The following is a 16781-nucleotide window of genomic DNA, read 5'->3' as shown; positions in this document are numbered from 1 at the left end:
CAATTCAGCGGTTAAGAGGGGGCACGTTACAAATTTGGAGATATGACGAGCGTGAGCGACAAATCTGTTGTGAAAAAATCTGGTGGTCTCGGCGAGACGATCAGCGTTATCGTGCAGGCTCTGCTGCTCGCTCTGGTTATCCGGACTGTGCTGATTCAGCCGTTCAACATTCCGTCCGGCTCAATGCGCCCGACTTTGCTTGAGGGCGATTATCTCTTCGTCTCGAAATTCTCCTATGGCTTTTCGAAATATTCAATTCCGCTGTCGCCCAACCTGTTTTCGGGCCGCATCTGGGGCAGCGAACCGCTGCGCGGCGATGTGGCCGTTTTCCGCACGCCTGCTGATACGTCGATTGACTACATCAAGCGCGTGATCGGCTTGCCCGGCGATAAGGTGCAGGTGCGTGAGGGCGTTGTTTATATCAATGGCGTTGCGGTACCGCGTGTCAAAGTTGGCCAGATCAACAATCCTGATGTGACTGAAAAGCCTTTTCCGATTGATGTTTATCGCGAAACACTGCCAAACGGCGTCACCTATGATACGCTTGATCTGATCCCGAACGGTCTTGGCGACAATACCCGGGAGTTCACTGTTCCGGCGGGTCAGTTTTTCATGATGGGCGACAACCGGGACAATTCCGCCGATAGCCGTTTTGAACTGGGAACCGTGCCGCTGGAGAATTTCATCGGTCGTGCCAACATCATTTTCTTCTCCATTGCTGACAAGGCAAGCCCGCTGGAAATCTGGCGCTGGCCGACGGAAATGCGCTTCGACCGATTGCTGCGCAGCGTGAATGGAACCTCCTTCACCCCGAAGAGCCAATGAGCCGCCTATGAACCTGTCCGCAGACGCCGTTCGCAGGCTGGAGGAGCAGACGAGCCACACATTTCGCGATCTTAGCCGCCTTGAGCGGGCGCTGACCCATGCCAGCGCCCGCCAATCGGTTGGATCGGATTATGAGCGGCTCGAATTTCTGGGTGATCGCGTCCTTGGGCTGGTCATTGCAGAAATGCTGTTTCGCGCCTATCCGACGGCCAGCGAAGGTGAGCTTTCGCTTCGTTTGAACTCGCTCGTCAACGCCGATACATGCGCTGATGTGGCTGATGAAATCGGCCTGCATGAGTTTATCCGCACCGGCTCCGATGTGAAGGGACTGGCTGACAAAAGGCTGAAAAGCCTGCGTGCCGATGTGGTGGAATCGCTGATTGCAACGATTTATCTGGACGGCGGGCTGGAAGCGGCGCAACCTTTCATCCAGCGTTACTGGGATGCCCGCTCGCGCGAGATCAATTCGGCGCAGCGTGATCCCAAGACAGAACTACAGGAATGGGCGCATCAGCAGGATGGTGCCCAGCCTTTATACAGCGTGGTCGAGCGCACCGGGCCTGACCATGACCCACAATTTACGGTAAAGGTAGAGGTGAAGGGCTTTGCGCCTGCCACCGGCATGGGACGCTCCAAGCGTATTGCCGAGCAGGAAGCCGCTGTTGCCTTGCTTTACCGGGAAGGCGTCCGTCAGAAGACGCAGGAAGAGGGACAAAAATGACCGATCAGGAACTAACACCGGAGGCGACACAGCCAGAAGGCCCGACACGTTCGGGCTTTATTGCTTTGATTGGCGCCCCCAATGCCGGCAAGTCGACGCTGGTCAATCAGCTGGTCGGCAGCAAGGTTTCGATCGTCACCCACAAGGTGCAGACAACGCGGGCGCTGGTGCGCGGCATTGTCATTCACGACCGCACCCAGATGGTGCTGGTCGACACGCCCGGTATCTTCAAACCAAAACGCCGTCTCGACCGCGCCATGGTGACAACCGCCTGGGGCGGTGCCAAGGATGCGGATATTGTTCTGGTGCTGATCGATGTGGAACAGGGCATCGATGAAGAAGCGGAAGCTATTCTGAGCAGCCTGCATGAGAAGAAGCGCAAGGTCATCCTCGTTCTCAACAAGGTCGACCGTATCGAAGCACCGAAACTTCTCGAACTGGCTCAAAAGGCCAATGAGAAGATCAACTTCGACAAGACATTCATGATTTCGGCGCTCAAAGGCTATGGCTGCAAGGATTTGCTGAAATATCTGGCCGACAATCTGCCAGAAGGCCCATGGTATTACCCGGAAGACCAGATTTCCGACATGCCAATGCGCATGCTGGCGGCGGAAATCACCCGCGAGAAGCTTTTCCTGCGTCTGCATAACGAACTGCCCTATTCATCGACCATCGAGACTGAAAGCTGGGAAGAAAAGCCGGATGGCTCTGTCCGCATCCAGCAGGTGATCTATGTCGAGCGTGACAGCCAGAAGAAGATTGTGCTCGGCCATGAAGGTCAGGCGATCAAGTCCATCGGTCAGGCGGCCCGCAAGGAACTGATGGAAATCCTCGAACAGAAGGTTCACCTGTTCCTGTTCGTCAAGGTTCGTGACAATTGGGGCAATGACCCGGAACGTTACCGCGAAATGGGCCTTGAATTCCCACACAGTTAGCGCGAGTCTCGCCTGATGGAATGGCGAGACGAGGGAATCATACTCGGAACGAGGCGGCACGGGGAAACCAGTGCGATCCTCGAACTGATGACGCGCGAGCATGGCCGCCATATGGGGTTGGTGCGCGGCGGACGTTCGCGCCGTATGCAACCGCTGCTGCAGGCGGGAAACCGGGTGGATGTGATCTGGCGTGCGCGTATCGACGAACATCTCGGCATGATGCAGATCGAACCGGTCTCCTTTGCCGCCGCACGGTTGATCGAGCAGCCCGTTGGTCTTTATGCGCTGCAACTGGCCGCCGCTCATTTGAGACTGTTGCCGGAGCGCGATCCGCATCAGGGCCTTTTTGAAACACTCGCCATTATCCTTGAGCATTGCGACGATCCGCTGATCTCGGGCGAGCTTCTCCTGCGCTTTGAGGTGATGATGCTGGAGGAGCTGGGCTTTGGCCTTGATCTGAAACGCTGTGCGTCGACGGGAAGCGCCGAAAACCTCGCCTATGTATCGCCCAAATCGGGCCGCGCCGTTTCGCGCGATGCGGGCGCACCATGGGCCGACAAGCTTCTGGTGATGCCACCTTTCATGGTCAGTTCAAAGGTGCGGGTCGCATCGCTGACGGAGCTTGTCGATGCGTTTCGCCTGACGAGTTTCTTCTTTACCCGGCACGTCTGGGAGCCAAGGGCGCTGAAAGCGCCGGAGTCGCGTGACGGGTTTCTGACCGCTGTTTCAAGATCGATATCAAGGGCGGCAGGGCAGGGTCCGGCGGCCGAGGAAAGGTCCGTGCTTCCATGAGTTCAGAGACTATCGCATTTCCCGGCGGCATTGGTACGCTGCCACTTGCCGATCTGGCCAAACGCAGCGGCCTCGACATCCTGCAGGCCATGCTGCGAGGCGAATATCCCGCACCGCCCATCGCCCAAACGCTGACCTTTAATCTGCATGAGGTGGAGCTGAACCGGGTCGTTTTCAAAGGCATCCCGGCGCGCGAACATCTCAATCCAATGGGCGGCATTCACGGCGGCTGGATTGCAACCTTGATGGATTCGGCGCTCGCCTGCTGTGTCATGACCACGCTGAAGCCGGGCGAGGCCTATACGACCGTCGAATTCAAGGTGAACCTCGTGCGCCCTGTGTCTCCCGATACCGGCCCGGTATTCTGCGAGGGCAAGCTCGTGCATCGCGGGCGGACGCTGGCAACATCGGAAGCCTTCCTGCGTGACGCAAATGGCAAGCTGCTGGCCCACGGCACCGAAACCTGCGCAATCTTCCCGCTTGAAAGTTTTATGCGCGGCGGTTGAATCAGCCGACGAGATACAATTCAGATTGTTGATTGTCCCGGTACAGTGACTTATTTGAGGCACGTTGTATGGGCCTATGAGAGCGAGTTCGAGAATGACAATTTCCAATGACGACGATCTGATCAAGCTGCAGGAAATTGGAAGAATTGTTGCCGATATCTTGGCGGCTATGGGTGCGGCACTGGAACCGGGAATGACCACAGCCGAGCTTGATGGGCTTGGACGGGAGCTTCTTGATGCAGCCGGGGCGCGATCTGCGCCGGAACTCACCTATGGATTTCCGGGAGCCACATGTATCAGCGTTAACGAAGAAATTGCTCATGGCATTCCAGGCTCGCGCCGCATCGCTGCTGGCGATCTTGTGAACATTGACGTATCCGCTGAGAAGAATGGTTTTTTTGCCGACACCGGAGCGTCGTTTGCCGTGCCGCCTGTTTCGCGTGTTGTGGAACGCCTTTGCCGTGACGGCCGTCGTGCTATGTGGACCGGCTTGCGGCAGGTCGGTGCAAACAAGCCAATCGCAGGTATTGGCAATGCAATTGGTACATTTGCCCGCAAGAATGGCTATACACTCGTGCGCAATTTGGCTAGCCACGGTGTCGGCCATTCTCTGCACGAAGAGCCGACTGAAATTTCGACGTGGCCCGATCATTCCGAACGCCGGTTCATGAACGAGGGATTGGTATTTACCGTCGAACCCTTTCTGTCATTGGGTGCAGAATTTGCAGAAGGTGGCGACGACGCATGGACATTGTACAGTGAACCGCGCGCCTTGACTGTCCAGTATGAGCATACGGTGGTTGCAACCCGTAACGGACCTTTGGTTGTCACATTGCCGGCCGGGGCCCACTGACACCATTGCTGAAACGCCTTAACCGGTTAAAGTGCGGCAGGAACCTCTTCTGCGGACAGTCTTTTGTGCAAACCGGCCTTGACCTTTTCATAAGACCGCTGACGCAATACGTGGACGGCATCGCTATCCGGCGATGCGCGGGGGGATGAGATCAGTACATTCACAATAGCGACCGAATTCTGACGCGTAGCTAAAAGACGCTAAGTGCGAGAAGGGAAATCCCAACCTTAGGCGACAGCTACGATTACATGTGCCTGAATCTTGGCGGCAACCTCGCCGCTGCCATGTCTATCGGCAATCACGGACGCGACGTAGTCGGTTGCAGTTTCCAATTTCCCGGCGTCTCTGGCCTCGATTTCGTTGCGAAGAACAGTTCCCTGACAATAGGCAATGGCGGGAAGGCGCGGCGAGGATGCACGGCTTTGTTCGGCTCTCGTGTCGATCACCACGCGGGAGAAACCTGAGTCCTCCAGCTCGCTACGGATCAATGCCGTATCGTGGTAGCCGTGCGGCGTGCGTGCCAGAAAGCGTGGCGGATCGTTCGGAAACATCTTTGCGAGAGCATTCGTCACATCGTCCGCAAATACGTTCTCCTCGATACGATCCCATACGTTGAACAAAAAATGTCCTCCGGGCTTCAAGACCCGCTTTGCTTCCCGGTAACCAGATGAGCGGTCAGGAAAGAACATCGCGCCAAACTGGCAACAAACGAGATCGAAGGTTGCGTTTTCAAATGGTAGCGCCAGAGCATCCGCTTGGCGCCATATGATCCGGCTGTCGCGAGGTTGTCGCGATGCGGCGTAGTCGATCATCGGCTGGTTGAGGTCGGTTGCGACATAGCTTGCGCCCGATGATAGTCTTGGCGCTAATGCGCGTGTGACAACCCCGCTGCCCACAGCGATTTCCAAAACGGCACTTGGCGACAGGGACGCCGCTCTTTGTGCAATATCCGCCGCATACGGCTCGAAAATCAACGGCACCATGTAGCGGTCGTAACTTTCCGGAATTGAACCGGCGAACACCTTGTCAGTTTCCAACATCGCCTATTGCCGGGCTCCGTTCGATAGCTCGTAAGACTAGCACATAATTGGCTGCATGGGGATCATTCGCGAGCGATCCGATACAACAGACTCGCATCAATCCGCCTTTGGTCGCGCGTTTGCGGGTCCGCGCCCTAACCCGCCCATGAAACGGCAATTTGCTCAAAATTGCTGCGCACAAGTGTGAATTCCCGTCAAATAATGTGAAAACCCGCTGGTTTTTCCCGCATATCCTGTCAAACATTGGCGCGACGCAGACATAAGCGTTGGGGGAATGCGCGGTCCAATGTGGCTGCTGGGAGGTTGGAATGGATGGTTTTCTGGCGGGCCTGAAGGCTGCCGTCGATACAATGGGACCAACGGTCCTTTTGCCGATTGTGATTTTTATCATTGCTGTGGTACTCGGTGCCAAGGTGGGGCGCGCGTTCCGTGCGGCTGTTACCATCGGCGTGGCATTTATCGGTATCAATCTTGTGCTTGGGCTGATGCTCACATCGATTGGCGATGTGGCCAAGGCGATTGTGACCAATACCGGCATTCAGCGCGATATTGTTGATGTAGGCTGGCCATCGGCTGCCGCCATTGCCTTTGGATCATCGGTCGGTCTCTGGGTCATCCCGATTGGCATCGCCGTCAACATCGTCCTGCTTCTGACGCGCCTGACGCGTACGCTTAATGTCGATGTGTGGAATTTCTGGCACTTTGCCTTCATCGGTTCGCTCGCCGTCGCGGCCACGGACAGTCTCGTTTACGGCCTGATTGTTGCGGCGCTGATGGTGGCGCTGTGCCTGCTGTTTGCCGATTGGTCGGCCAAGGCGGTACAGCAATTCTACGGCATCCCCGGCATTTCCGTGCCGCATCTGGCGTCGGCGCAAATCCTGCCGATTGCCATTGTGCTGAACTGGATCATCGACCGCATTCCCGGCATCAACAAGATCGAAATCAACACCGAGACCTTTGAAAAGCGTTTCGGTGTGTTTGGCGAGCCGGTCATTCTTGGCTTGATCATCGGTCTCGTGCTGGGTGTCATCGCCTATTATAACGCCGGGGATTTCGGTGTGGTTCTGAGCAAGGTCCTGCAAACAGGCATGACACTGGCGGCGGTGATGCTGCTGCTGCCGCGCATGGTCAAGATTTTGATGGAGGGACTGCTGCCGGTTTCCGATGCGGCACAGGCGTTCGTCAAGAAGCGGACAGGCGACCGCGAGTTGCTGGTGGGTCTCGATTCGGCAATCCTGATTGGCCATCCCGCCGCGATTTCCTCATCGCTGATCCTCGTGCCCATCGCGATCATCCTGTCGATCATCCTGCCGGGTAATCGCATCATTCTTTTTGCCGATCTAGCGGTTATTCCTTTCATCGTTGCCATGACAGCGCCCTTGTTGAAGGGAAATGTCTTCCGCATGGTCATTGTCGGCACGTTTACGCTGGCTGTCGGCTTCTACGTTGCCAATGCGCTGGCGCCGCTGTTTACCAGCGCTGCCCAATCATCCGGCTTCAAGATGCCTGCCAATGCGGTGCAGATTACCAGTGTGGTTGATGGGTTCCTGTGGGTTTCCTACGCGGTGATTGCTGCAATCCGCAGCCTTGGCGCGGCAGGTCTCGGGCTTATCGCCATCATTATTGCCGGTGCATTCTGGGCTTATCATCGAAATACCGCCGCGTGGGAACGGGCGGCGGGTGCCGATGAAAACGCAGACAAGACAGCCTGAAATACGCATACTGGAGTGAATTGAATGGCGAAAGCCTTGATGAACTATCTCGATCCGGGGGCAATTATCCTTGGGGTCGAGGCCGGAAATGATCAGGAGATTATCCGGATACTTTCCGACCGTTTGCACAGTCTGGGCTATGTGAAACCAAGCTTTGCCGAGGCGGTGCTTGCCCGCGAGGCGGAGCTGCCGACAGGCTTGCCGCTGGGTTCAGACAACAATGTGGCCATTCCGCATACGGACCCCGAACATGTGCTGAAACCGGGCCTCGCCATGGCGACATTGTGCAAGCCGGTGGCTTTTTCCAACATGGAAGATCCGGATGAAAAGCTGCAGGTCAGTGTGGTTTTTCTCATGGCGCTCAGTGATAAGGACCAACAGATCGAAATGCTGCAGGAGATCGCCATGACCATACAGTCTGCCGATACGATCACCGCCTTGATGCAATCCAACACGGTAGAGGATGTAGCCCGGCTGCTGGCTTAGGCTATTCGGGATGAAGAGGGACCAATGACCAAACAAAAGACTGTACTTTTCGCCTGTGGAACCGGTATCGCCACATCAACCGTCGTCGCCCATGCGGTGGCAGATGCATTGAAGGAACGCGGCATCAGTTTCAACGCGCGGCAATGCAAGGTGGCCGAGGTGGCCGGGCAGATCGATGATGTTGATCTTGTTGTCTCTACGGCGCAATTGCCGAAGGACCTTGGCAAACCGGTTATCACGACGCTCGCGTTTTTGACCGGTATCGGCAAGGCCGAGGCGCTCGACAAGATCGAGGCTGTTTTACGCGGTTGATATTTCTATCGCCGGAACTGAAATTTCCGCCGCTTGCTTCGTCAGGCGGCGGTTTCTGTTGATAGCCATAGATCGGCGCCAGACAGGACCCATTCTCGCCGCAGTGCTCCAGCAATTGGTCTGAACATACTGATCCGAAAGAGTTCCCATGCGTATTGCGACGACCCTGTTTCTGTCTTTGACCATGACCTGCGCTGCCAATGCGGCCGATCTCATCAGTTTCTGGGATAAGCCGCAGCATGGCGGCAACAGTTTCAACCGGCTGCCACCTGATCAGGCCTATTTCGATGCGCTGAAAGATTATGGCGCAAGCTGGGTGCGGCTGTCCTACGACAAGTGGAAACCGGCCAAGCGCGATTTTCTGATTGGCGATGCCGATCATTATGAAGGCATTCCGGCCTCCGATCTCGCCACGCTCAAAGCCACGCTGGATCGGGCTGACAAGGCTGGTCTCAAAGTGGTCATCACGCCGCTGTCGCTTCCGGCCATGCGCTGGGCCCAGAACAACAATGGCAAGTTTGATGACCGGCTTTGGCAGGACAAGGCAAAGTGGCAGGAGGCCGCGCAGTTCTGGCACGACCTTGCCGCTGCCTTGAAGGATCACCCCGGTATTGCCGCCTATAATCTGATCAACGAACCCGCACCGGAAAAGATGGGCGGCGTTGCCGAACATGCCTCAGCCGCGGATATGCAAGCCTGGTATGACAAGCAAAAGGGCGGCTCCCGCGATCTGATTGCCTTCTACAACATGGTGATTGCCGAGATCAGGAAGATCGATCCGGTAACGCCCATCATGGCCGACGCCGGATGGTATGCGGCAGCCGATGCGTTCAGCTATTGGCCGAAACCGCTTGATGACCAGAAAGTCATCTACAGTTTTCACATGTATGAACCCTATGAAGCGACCAGTGCTCCCAATATCAAGCGCAAGAAGCCCTATGCCTATCCCGGCGAGGTGCCCTATGCCGGATCGAAGGTTATGTGGAACGCGCAGAAAGTCACCGAATATCTTGCCAAGCCTGTGGATTGGGCGAAAGCTCATGGCGTGCCGCTGAACCGTATGGTGGCGGGTGAATATGGCTGTATGCGCCAGCTTCCCGGCTGCAAGCCCTATCTGGATGACGTGCTGACTGCGCTCGACAGCAACAAGCTGCACTGGGCTTTTTACAGTTTTCGCGAGGATAGCTGGGACGGCATGGACTACGAGCTTGGTTCGGAAAAAGTCAATTGGAAATACTGGGACGCTATCGACGCCAATGAGCCTGATCCGGTGAAGCGCAAGGCAACGCCGGAATTCGAGCCCATCCGCAAGCGTCTCCAGCCCTGAAGACTATTCGGCCGGTTGCAGGGCAGGGCGATCCGCCTGCCGCTCTTCAATCGGCCAATGCACGATAGCGGCTAAAATGCCAAGCACAACGCTCAGCCACCAGACGGGGTTATAGCTGCCCAAATGGTCGTAGAGATAACCGCCAAGCCAGACGCCGAGGAATGAACCGACCTGATGTGAGAAGAATACGATGCCGCCAAGCATGGCGAGGTAGCGCGTGCCGAACATGATCGCAACAAGGGCATTTGTCGGCGGTACCGTTGAAAGCCACATCAGTCCCATGACAATTGCGAAAACGACCACCGACGCGCCAGTTTGTGGCAGCAGCAGGAATGCTGCAACCAGCACCGAACGGCCAATGTAGAGATAAGCAAGAAATTTTGGCTTGGAATAACGCTGGCTGATGACACCGGAGGCCAGCGATCCGATCACATTGAAAAAGCCGATAAGCGCCAGCGCCAGCACCGCATACTTGGCATCAATACCGATATCATTGAGATAAGCCGGGAAATGCGCGGTGATGAAGGCAAGCTGAAAGCCGCAAACGAAAAAGCCCGTTGTCAGCAACACATAGCTTCTGTGTCCCAGTGCCTCGCGCAAGGCTTCACCCATGGACTGTTTATATTGCGCTTCACTGATCCGGCCACTGGAGGAGTTGCCCCGGAGTGGAATGGCGAGAAGCGGCACGATTGCCATGGCTATACCGAGATAAACCAGTGCATCCGACCAGCCATAATGCTCGATCAATTCAAGGCTGACAGGCGAAAACACGAACATTCCGGCAGAACCCGCTGCTGTGCCGATGCCGAAAACGAAAGTGCGTTTTTCTGCCGAGACATTGCGCGCAAACGCGGACAGGATTGTTCCGAACGACCCGGAGGCAATACCAAGACCGACAAGCAGGCCGCCCCCGATATAGAGCATTCCGGGCGTGGTCGACCATGCCATCAGCACAAGACCAGATGCATAGAGAATCGCCGACATCAGCAAAACGCGCCATGTGCCGTATTTGTCAGCGATGGCGCCAAAGAATGGCTGGCCGATACCCCAGAAGAGGTTTTGCAAGGCAATAGCCATGCTGAAGGTGGTGCGGTCCCAGCCCTTGTCCTGCAGAAGCGGCAACTGGAAAAGGCCCATGGCTGAACGCGGGCCAAAGGTCATGACGGCAATGAGCGAACCGGCGATGATGATCAGCCAGGGAATACCAGATGGCTTCTCGGTGCTCGATTGAATCGCGGCCATGATCTCTCCCCCTTATATGCGCAAGAGGATTACCCTATTTAAGGTCGCAATCAATTGAATAGATGTGAACTGGCACTTCAGCGTATTTGATGAATAGTGCGCTTTCCGCAAGCCTGCCAATGCAGAAATGAAGGATTTACCTTATGCGATTTCTATTACCACTTCTGGCCCTGGGCACTGTCACCTTAGCCGGATGTGCCAATTCGGGCCGTGTCAGTCCTTTGGTTTTTTGCGACAGGCCGTCAGATTTTGATGCGAAAGTTTTTGACAATTGCTCTCCGCGTCTGGGCGGCGACAGCCCGGCCAAACGTGACAGGCAAGCCCGCGATTATTATCGCCACCGGGGCGGTTACAACGGCGCGTAACCGTGTGAAATCAATCAAGGAAATAGTCCTGAGCCAGAAAGTGTGATCAAGCTTCGAGCTTTATGTGACAGGAAAAATTGCGCGCCGGAATGTTTTCGGCCCGGCCACCGCCAAGGCAATCTTTAGCCGATTGTTGAAAATATGCCTCTTGAAGCCATCGGAATATTGGCCTATGTATTGCCCGACGGCCTTGCCGTTTTTCTTTTGATCTGAAATATGCTCATATTGAGTATAAATGATCGGCAGCAGGCAACCGGAGGAGGTTGCCTTAGGAGGAAATGACGATGACCAGCATTGCTCGCAACCCGAACGGCCGTATCTCAGGCCCATCCGCAGCGGAACGTTTTGGCGTTCTCAAAATGCCTGATCTGTCTTTCACCCCTGATGTGGCTGAAGAAACCGAACACCTCTATCAGCGTGTTGCCCATCATATTCCCCGGATCGAATGGCCTGTCTATGCGCCCTATGTGGCTGCGATCAACCGGGTGAAGAAGCAGCGCAATGCCGTCATACTTGCGCATAATTACCAGACGCCGGAGATATTTCACTGCGTGGCCGATATTGTTGGCGACTCGCTGCAATTGGCCCGCGAAGCAACGCGCGTCGACGCTGAGATTATCGTTCAGTGTGGTGTGCACTTCATGGCGGAAACGTCAAAGCTGCTCAATCCGCAGAAAACCGTGCTCATTCCAGATATGCGGGCAGGTTGCTCGCTGGCTGAATCCATTACGGGTGCTGATGTGCGCCTGCTGCGGGAAACCTATCCCGGTGTGCCGATTGTCACCTACGTCAACACGTCAGCGGAAGTGAAGGCGGAAAGCGATATATGCTGCACATCGGCCAATGCGGTTCAGGTGGTCGAGAGCTTTGGCGTCGACCGTGTCCTGTGCATTCCCGATGAGTTCCTGGCCCAGAACGTTGCGGCGCAGACCGACGTCAAAATCCTGACCTGGAAGGGCCATTGCGAAGTTCATGAGCGTTTCACCGCCGAGGAGCTTCTCGCCTATCGCGCGGCTGATCCCGATATCCAGATCATCGCGCATCCGGAATGCCCGCCAGAGGTCGTTGCCATTGCCGATTATACCGGCTCGACCAGCGGCATGATCAACTATGTGAAAGACCGGCGTCCGGCAAAAGTGCTTCTCGTCACCGAATGCTCGATGGCGTCGAACATCGAGTCTGAGGTGCCTGATGTGAAGTTCATCAAGCCGTGCAACCTGTGCCCGCACATGAAGCGCATCACGTTGCCGAACATCCTTGAGAGCCTGCTCTATATGCGCGAGGAGATTCACGTTGATCCGCTGGTTGGAGAACGCGCCCGCCTTGCCGTGGAGCGCATGGTGAACCTGAAGAATTAGAGCAAATTTTATCTGGCCTTCAACCCAACTGCCCGGCTGGGCAACAGGGGGTAATATCCGATGAGTGCACTATTTTCCGATGCTTCAACACAGGTTGAACCTGTCATCATCATTGGCGGCGGCTTGGCTGGCCTCTTCTGCGCGTTGAAACTGGCGCCGCGTCCCGTCACTATTCTGGCGGCAGCACCGATAGGTCGGGGGGCTTCATCCGCCTGGGCACAGGCAGGCATTGCCGCTGCTGTCTCCGAAGGTGATACGATCGAAAAACACGTTGCCGATACGGTTGCGGCGGGTGATGGCATTGTTGACGAGAACATTGCCCGGTTGATGGCAACGGAAGCCGCAGCCCGCGTGCATGATCTGCTCGGTTATGGCGTGCCGTTTGATCGTGATCTGCAGGGGAAGCTTCAGGTATCACGCGAAGCTGCCCATTCCGAAAGCCGAATTGTCCGCGTGCGCGGCGATATGGCCGGTCGTGCCATCATGCAGGCGCTGGTGCACACCGTCGAAAACACCCCGTCTATCCGCGTGATGGAAGGCTATGTGGTTGAAGACATCACCACGGAAAAGGGCGCTGTGACGGGTGTGATTGCCCGTGCCGATGCGGGACGGGGCGAGAAAGTGCAGCTTGCTTCCCACTCTGTGGTGATTGCTACCGGTGGTATCGGCCATCTCTATGCGGTCACCACCAATCCATCCGAGGCGCGCGGCGAGGGTATTGGCATGGCGGCCCGCGCTGGAGCCATGATGGCGGATATGGAATTCGTGCAGTTTCATCCGACGGCACTCGATGTACACAAGGACCCGGCACCACTGGCAACCGAAGCCCTGCGCGGCCATGGGGCAACGCTGATCAACCGCGACGGCGAGCGTTTCATGCTGAAAATTGATCCCGAAGGCGAGCTTGCCCCGCGCGATGTGGTGGCGCGCGGTATCTATGCCGAGGTAATGGCAGGGCGAGGCGCCTGGCTCGATTGCACCACGGCTGTCGGTGCGACTTTCCCCGATGAATTCCCGACTGTTTATCGCTATTGCCGCGATGCGGGCATTGACCCGGTCACGCAGCCTATTCCCGTCGTTCCCGCCGCACATTACTTCATGGGTGGTATTCTGACCGACGCAGAAGGGCGCACCTCGATTGATGGCCTGTGGGCCTGCGGTGAATGCACATCAACCGGTGCCCATGGTGCAAACCGGCTTGCATCCAATTCGCTGCTGGAAGCGGTGGTGTTCTCCGCCCGTATCGCCGCCAGAATCGGCAAGGATGGCGCGAAACCAGTCGATAATTGGGCTGCTGGTTCCGTCGACCGGGATGATCTGCAATCGGAAGGTGACACTCCGGCCATGGCGACGCTGCGCAAGACCATGAGTGCCAGTTTCGGCGTTATCCGCAATCGCGAGGACATGGTTGCCGGATTGAAAGCCATTCTGACATTGGAAAAGAACAATCGCGACCCGGCCTTCCGCAATGTGCTTGCCACCGCCAAGCTGGTGGCCGTCAGTGCGTTGCGGCGTGAGGAAAGTCGTGGCGGCCATTTCCGCACCGATTTCCCGAAAAAGCGTGGAGAATGGCAGCATCGCACGTTCCTGAACCTCGATGACGCGCGGGCCTATGTCGGCGACATGATGGAACTTAGCCCTACGGCGTAGCCGGAAAACGAAATAATGAGCGTTGTCGGAAGGAAGATGACATGAATGTTTCCCCGCAAACCACTGTCGCGCAGAAGGCTTTTCCGCCTTCATTGCCGGGCTTGCTCGTTGATGATGCCGTGCGTGGCGCTTTGCTTGAAGATTTTGGCCGGGCAGGGGATCTGACCACCAATGCCACGCTGCCGGAAGAGGCGACGGCAAGAGCGGTTCTGTCGAGCCGCGAGGCCGGTACGATCTGCGGAATGGAATTTGCCCGCAAGGCGTTCACATTGGTCAATTCCGAGGTGGTGTTTACCCCTCTGGTCAAGGATGGCGCTCGGGTCAAACCGGGAGACAGGATCGCCGTCATCGAAGGCAATGCCCGCGCCATCCTGTCCGCGGAACGGGTAGCGCTCAACTTCCTGATGCATTTGAGCGGTATTTCCACCTATACCGCGAAGTTTGCCGATCTGATCGCCCATACGAATGCCAGGGTCTGCGATACGCGCAAGACCATCCCCGGTATGCGCGGCTTCGCCAAATATGCGGTGAAGTGCGGCGGTGGTATCAACCACCGGTTCGGTCTCGATGATGCGATCCTGATCAAGGACAATCATATCGCTGTTGCGGGCGGCGTGACCAAGGCCATTCTGGCGGCGCGCACTTATGCGGGAATTCTCGTCAAGATCGAGGTTGAAGTGGATGGTCTTGACCAGTTCGATGAGGCACTGTCTGTCAATGCCGATGTGATTCTGCTTGATAATATGGGGCCGGAACTGCTTGAAAAGGCTGTAAAAATCAATGCCGGACGTGCGAAACTTGAAGCCTCTGGCAATATTGCACTTGATACGATCAAGGCCGTTGCTGAAACCGGCGTCGATTACATCTCTACCTCGAAAATCACCATGGCAGCGCCAACGCTGGATATCGGACTGGATATAGAACTGAAATGAAAGTCATCGCCACCATCGCCGAACTGCGAACTGCCCTGAAAGCTGAACGGCTGAAGGGCAAGAGTATCGGTCTTGTGCCGACCATGGGTTATCTGCACATCGGGCATATGACGCTGGTGCGCCATTCGCGCGCCGCTTGCGATATCACTGTTGTATCGATCTTCGTCAATCCGACGCAGTTCGGGCCCAATGAGGATCTGTCGAGCTATCCCAGAGACATGGCGGGAGACCTCGCCAAGCTGAAGGCTGAGGGTGTCGATTACGTCTTTACACCAGAGGTGGCAGAAGTTTACCGGGCTGGTGCCAATACGATTGTCGAAAACCCGGTTCTTTCACGCATTCTGATCGGCAAGATACGGCCCGGGCACTTTCGTGGTGTCAGTACGGTGGTGACAAAGCTGTTCAATATCGTGCAGCCTGATCATGCGTTCTTCGGCGAGAAGGACTATCAGCAATTGACGATCATCCGCCGTATGGTTGCTGATCTCGACATGCCGATTGTGATTACCGGGGTGGCAACCGTGCGCGAGGAAGACGGCGTCGCCTGCTCGTCGCGCAATGCCATGCTGACGAAGGAAGATCGCAGGGCAGCGGTGATCCTGCCGCGATCGCTGGAACTTGCCGATGAGATGGTTGTAAGGGGCCAGCGCTCCGTTGCAGCCATTCGCAATGCCGTTCGCTCGCTGCTGGAGAGCGAGAAGCAGGGCGAGGTCGAAGCTGTTGATATTCGCGATGCCCAGACACTTGATCCAGTATCAGGTAAATTCAGGCAGCCCGTGGTCATTCTGCTCACGGTACGCTTTGGCAAGGTGCGGCTGATCGATCAGCGCGTTATCGGATAGAAGTGCGGGGGACGCAATGAGCCAGGAAATCATCATTCGCCGGGTTACTGCCCCTGAGATACGCGCGCGCAAGGGCGCAGAACCCATCGTTGCACTGACATCCTACCATGCCAATACGGCGCGGATTGTTGATAATCACGCGGATATTCTGCTCGTCGGCGATAGTCTCGGCATGGTGCTCTATGCCATGGATTCCACCCTTGGCGTATCGCTCGACATGATGATCATCCATGGCCGGGCGGTGGTACGCGGGTCCAAACGCGGCATGGTCGTCGTGGACATGCCTTTCGGCAGCTATGAGGAAAGCCCGGCGGTGGCGTTTCGCAATGCATCAAGGGTGATGCAGGAAACCGGCTGCGGCGCGGTGAAGATCGAAGGCGGCGTGCGCATGGCCGAGACGATCCGGTTTCTTGCCGAACGCGGCATTCCCGTCATGGCGCATATCGGCCTGACCCCGCAATCCGTCAACACGCTCGGCGGTTTCAAGACGCAGGGGCGCGATACGGCGCTCTGGCCATTGATCAAGGCGGACGCGAAAGCTGTCAGCGATGCGGGGGCATTTTCCGTGGTGCTGGAAGGCATTGTTGAGCCGCTGGCTGCCGAAATCTCGCGGGAAATCCCCATTCCAACCATTGGCATTGGCGGATCACGCGAGTGCGACGGCCAGATCCTCGTTTTGGAGGATATGCTGGGCTACAATCCAAAACCGCCCAAATTCGTCAAAGTATATGGTGCAGTCGGCGCCGGTATCGACGCCGCAGTGAAAGCCTATGCCGATGATGTTCGCACACGGACATTCCCCGGCGATGAGCACGTTTACGTGCTGAAATAGGCTTTAGAGCCTTCCGGCTTAAATAGGAGCCGAGTGAATTCAGCTCAACTC

Annotated in this window: 18 protein-coding genes; 16 read left to right on the top strand and 2 right to left on the bottom strand. The window is 56.4% G+C overall.

The window, feature by feature from the left end:
• The first annotated feature begins 42 nt into the window (after window positions 1–42).
• The 6 genes from lepB (at window position 43) to map (ending at window position 4632) form a co-directional block, all read left to right on the top strand.
• A complete protein-coding gene (lepB, locus tag BLU05_RS12275; protein ID WP_091880429.1) occupies window positions 43–825 on the top strand; it encodes a signal peptidase I in 783 nt (260 codons plus the stop codon).
• Between the two features lie 7 nt (window positions 826–832).
• A complete protein-coding gene (gene rnc, locus BLU05_RS12270; protein ID WP_091880427.1) occupies window positions 833–1546 on the top strand; it encodes a ribonuclease III in 714 nt (237 codons plus the stop codon).
• On the top strand, window positions 1543–2481 hold the full coding sequence (era, locus tag BLU05_RS12265) for a GTPase Era (RefSeq protein ID WP_091880426.1): 939 nt from the start codon (window positions 1543–1545) through the stop codon (window positions 2479–2481). The genes rnc and era overlap by 4 nt, the downstream gene beginning before the upstream one ends.
• A 15-nt stretch (window positions 2482–2496) precedes the next feature.
• Window positions 2497–3273, top strand: a complete 777-nt coding sequence (gene recO / locus BLU05_RS12260; protein WP_091880424.1) for a DNA repair protein RecO — start codon at window positions 2497–2499, stop codon at window positions 3271–3273.
• Complete coding sequence (locus BLU05_RS12255) at window positions 3270–3779, top strand: PaaI family thioesterase (protein ID WP_091880423.1); 510 nt, start codon at window positions 3270–3272, stop codon at window positions 3777–3779. Before recO ends, BLU05_RS12255 begins: the two co-directional genes overlap by 4 nt.
• A gap of 94 nt (window positions 3780–3873) precedes the next feature.
• Window positions 3874–4632, top strand: coding sequence for a type I methionyl aminopeptidase (map, locus tag BLU05_RS12250; RefSeq protein WP_091880421.1), 759 nt, complete (start codon window positions 3874–3876; stop codon window positions 4630–4632).
• A gap of 227 nt (window positions 4633–4859) precedes the next feature.
• Here the strand turns inward: map and BLU05_RS12245 are convergent, their stop codons facing one another.
• On the bottom strand, window positions 4860–5672 hold the full coding sequence (locus BLU05_RS12245; protein ID WP_091880420.1) for a class I SAM-dependent methyltransferase: 813 nt from the start codon (window positions 5670–5672) through the stop codon (window positions 4860–4862).
• 308 nt (window positions 5673–5980) lie between these two features.
• Here BLU05_RS12245 and BLU05_RS12240 point away from each other — a divergent pair, with 308 nt between their 5' ends.
• The 4 genes from BLU05_RS12240 to BLU05_RS12225 all read left to right on the top strand — a co-directional run bounded on the left by BLU05_RS12240 (window position 5981) and on the right by BLU05_RS12225 (window position 9509).
• Complete coding sequence (locus BLU05_RS12240; RefSeq protein WP_091880418.1) at window positions 5981–7384, top strand: PTS galactitol transporter subunit IIC; 1404 nt, start codon at window positions 5981–5983, stop codon at window positions 7382–7384.
• A 24-nt stretch (window positions 7385–7408) separates the two neighbouring features.
• Window positions 7409–7870, top strand: a complete 462-nt coding sequence (locus BLU05_RS12235) for a PTS sugar transporter subunit IIA (RefSeq protein WP_091880417.1) — start codon at window positions 7409–7411, stop codon at window positions 7868–7870.
• Between the two features lie 24 nt (window positions 7871–7894).
• Window positions 7895–8182: a PTS sugar transporter subunit IIB gene (locus tag BLU05_RS12230; protein ID WP_091880415.1), complete on the top strand. Its 288-nt coding sequence runs from the start codon at window positions 7895–7897 to the stop codon at window positions 8180–8182.
• Between the two features lie 148 nt (window positions 8183–8330).
• Entirely contained in the window at window positions 8331–9509 is a 1179-nt protein-coding gene (locus tag BLU05_RS12225; protein ID WP_091880414.1) for a glycoside hydrolase family 5 protein, read from the top strand.
• A 3-nt stretch (window positions 9510–9512) separates the two neighbouring features.
• On the opposite strand, the gene BLU05_RS12220 is transcribed toward BLU05_RS12225, so the two are convergent.
• Entirely contained in the window at window positions 9513–10751 is a 1239-nt protein-coding gene (locus BLU05_RS12220; protein WP_091880412.1) for an MFS transporter, read from the bottom strand.
• A 264-nt stretch (window positions 10752–11015) separates the two neighbouring features.
• Here BLU05_RS12220 and BLU05_RS26190 point away from each other — a divergent pair, with 264 nt between their 5' ends.
• The 6 genes from BLU05_RS26190 to panB all read left to right on the top strand — a co-directional run bounded on the left by BLU05_RS26190 (window position 11016) and on the right by panB (window position 16730).
• Window positions 11016–11162, top strand: a complete 147-nt coding sequence (locus tag BLU05_RS26190) for a hypothetical protein (RefSeq protein WP_175540588.1) — start codon at window positions 11016–11018, stop codon at window positions 11160–11162.
• Window positions 11163–11394: 232 nt separating this feature from the next.
• A complete protein-coding gene (nadA, locus tag BLU05_RS12215; protein WP_091880411.1) occupies window positions 11395–12474 on the top strand; it encodes a quinolinate synthase NadA in 1080 nt (359 codons plus the stop codon).
• 60 nt (window positions 12475–12534) lie between these two features.
• Window positions 12535–14124 (top strand): L-aspartate oxidase, encoded by a 1590-nt coding sequence (locus BLU05_RS12210; protein ID WP_091880410.1) that lies wholly within the window; start codon window positions 12535–12537, stop codon window positions 14122–14124.
• Between the two features lie 41 nt (window positions 14125–14165).
• Window positions 14166–15056: a carboxylating nicotinate-nucleotide diphosphorylase gene (gene nadC / locus BLU05_RS12205; protein ID WP_091880409.1), complete on the top strand. Its 891-nt coding sequence runs from the start codon at window positions 14166–14168 to the stop codon at window positions 15054–15056.
• Window positions 15053–15898 (top strand): pantoate--beta-alanine ligase, encoded by an 846-nt coding sequence (gene panC, locus BLU05_RS12200; RefSeq protein WP_091880408.1) that lies wholly within the window; start codon window positions 15053–15055, stop codon window positions 15896–15898. Before nadC ends, panC begins: the two co-directional genes overlap by 4 nt.
• A gap of 16 nt (window positions 15899–15914) precedes the next feature.
• Window positions 15915–16730: a 3-methyl-2-oxobutanoate hydroxymethyltransferase gene (panB, locus tag BLU05_RS12195; protein WP_091880407.1), complete on the top strand. Its 816-nt coding sequence runs from the start codon at window positions 15915–15917 to the stop codon at window positions 16728–16730.
• The last annotated feature ends 51 nt before the right edge of the window (window positions 16731–16781 follow it).

This window comes from Phyllobacterium sp. OV277 (assembly GCF_900104355.1).
Classification (GTDB): domain Bacteria; phylum Pseudomonadota; class Alphaproteobacteria; order Rhizobiales; family Rhizobiaceae; genus Phyllobacterium.
The sequence above is the reverse complement of the archived record's forward strand: the minus strand, read 5'-3'. Positions and strand labels throughout refer to the sequence as shown.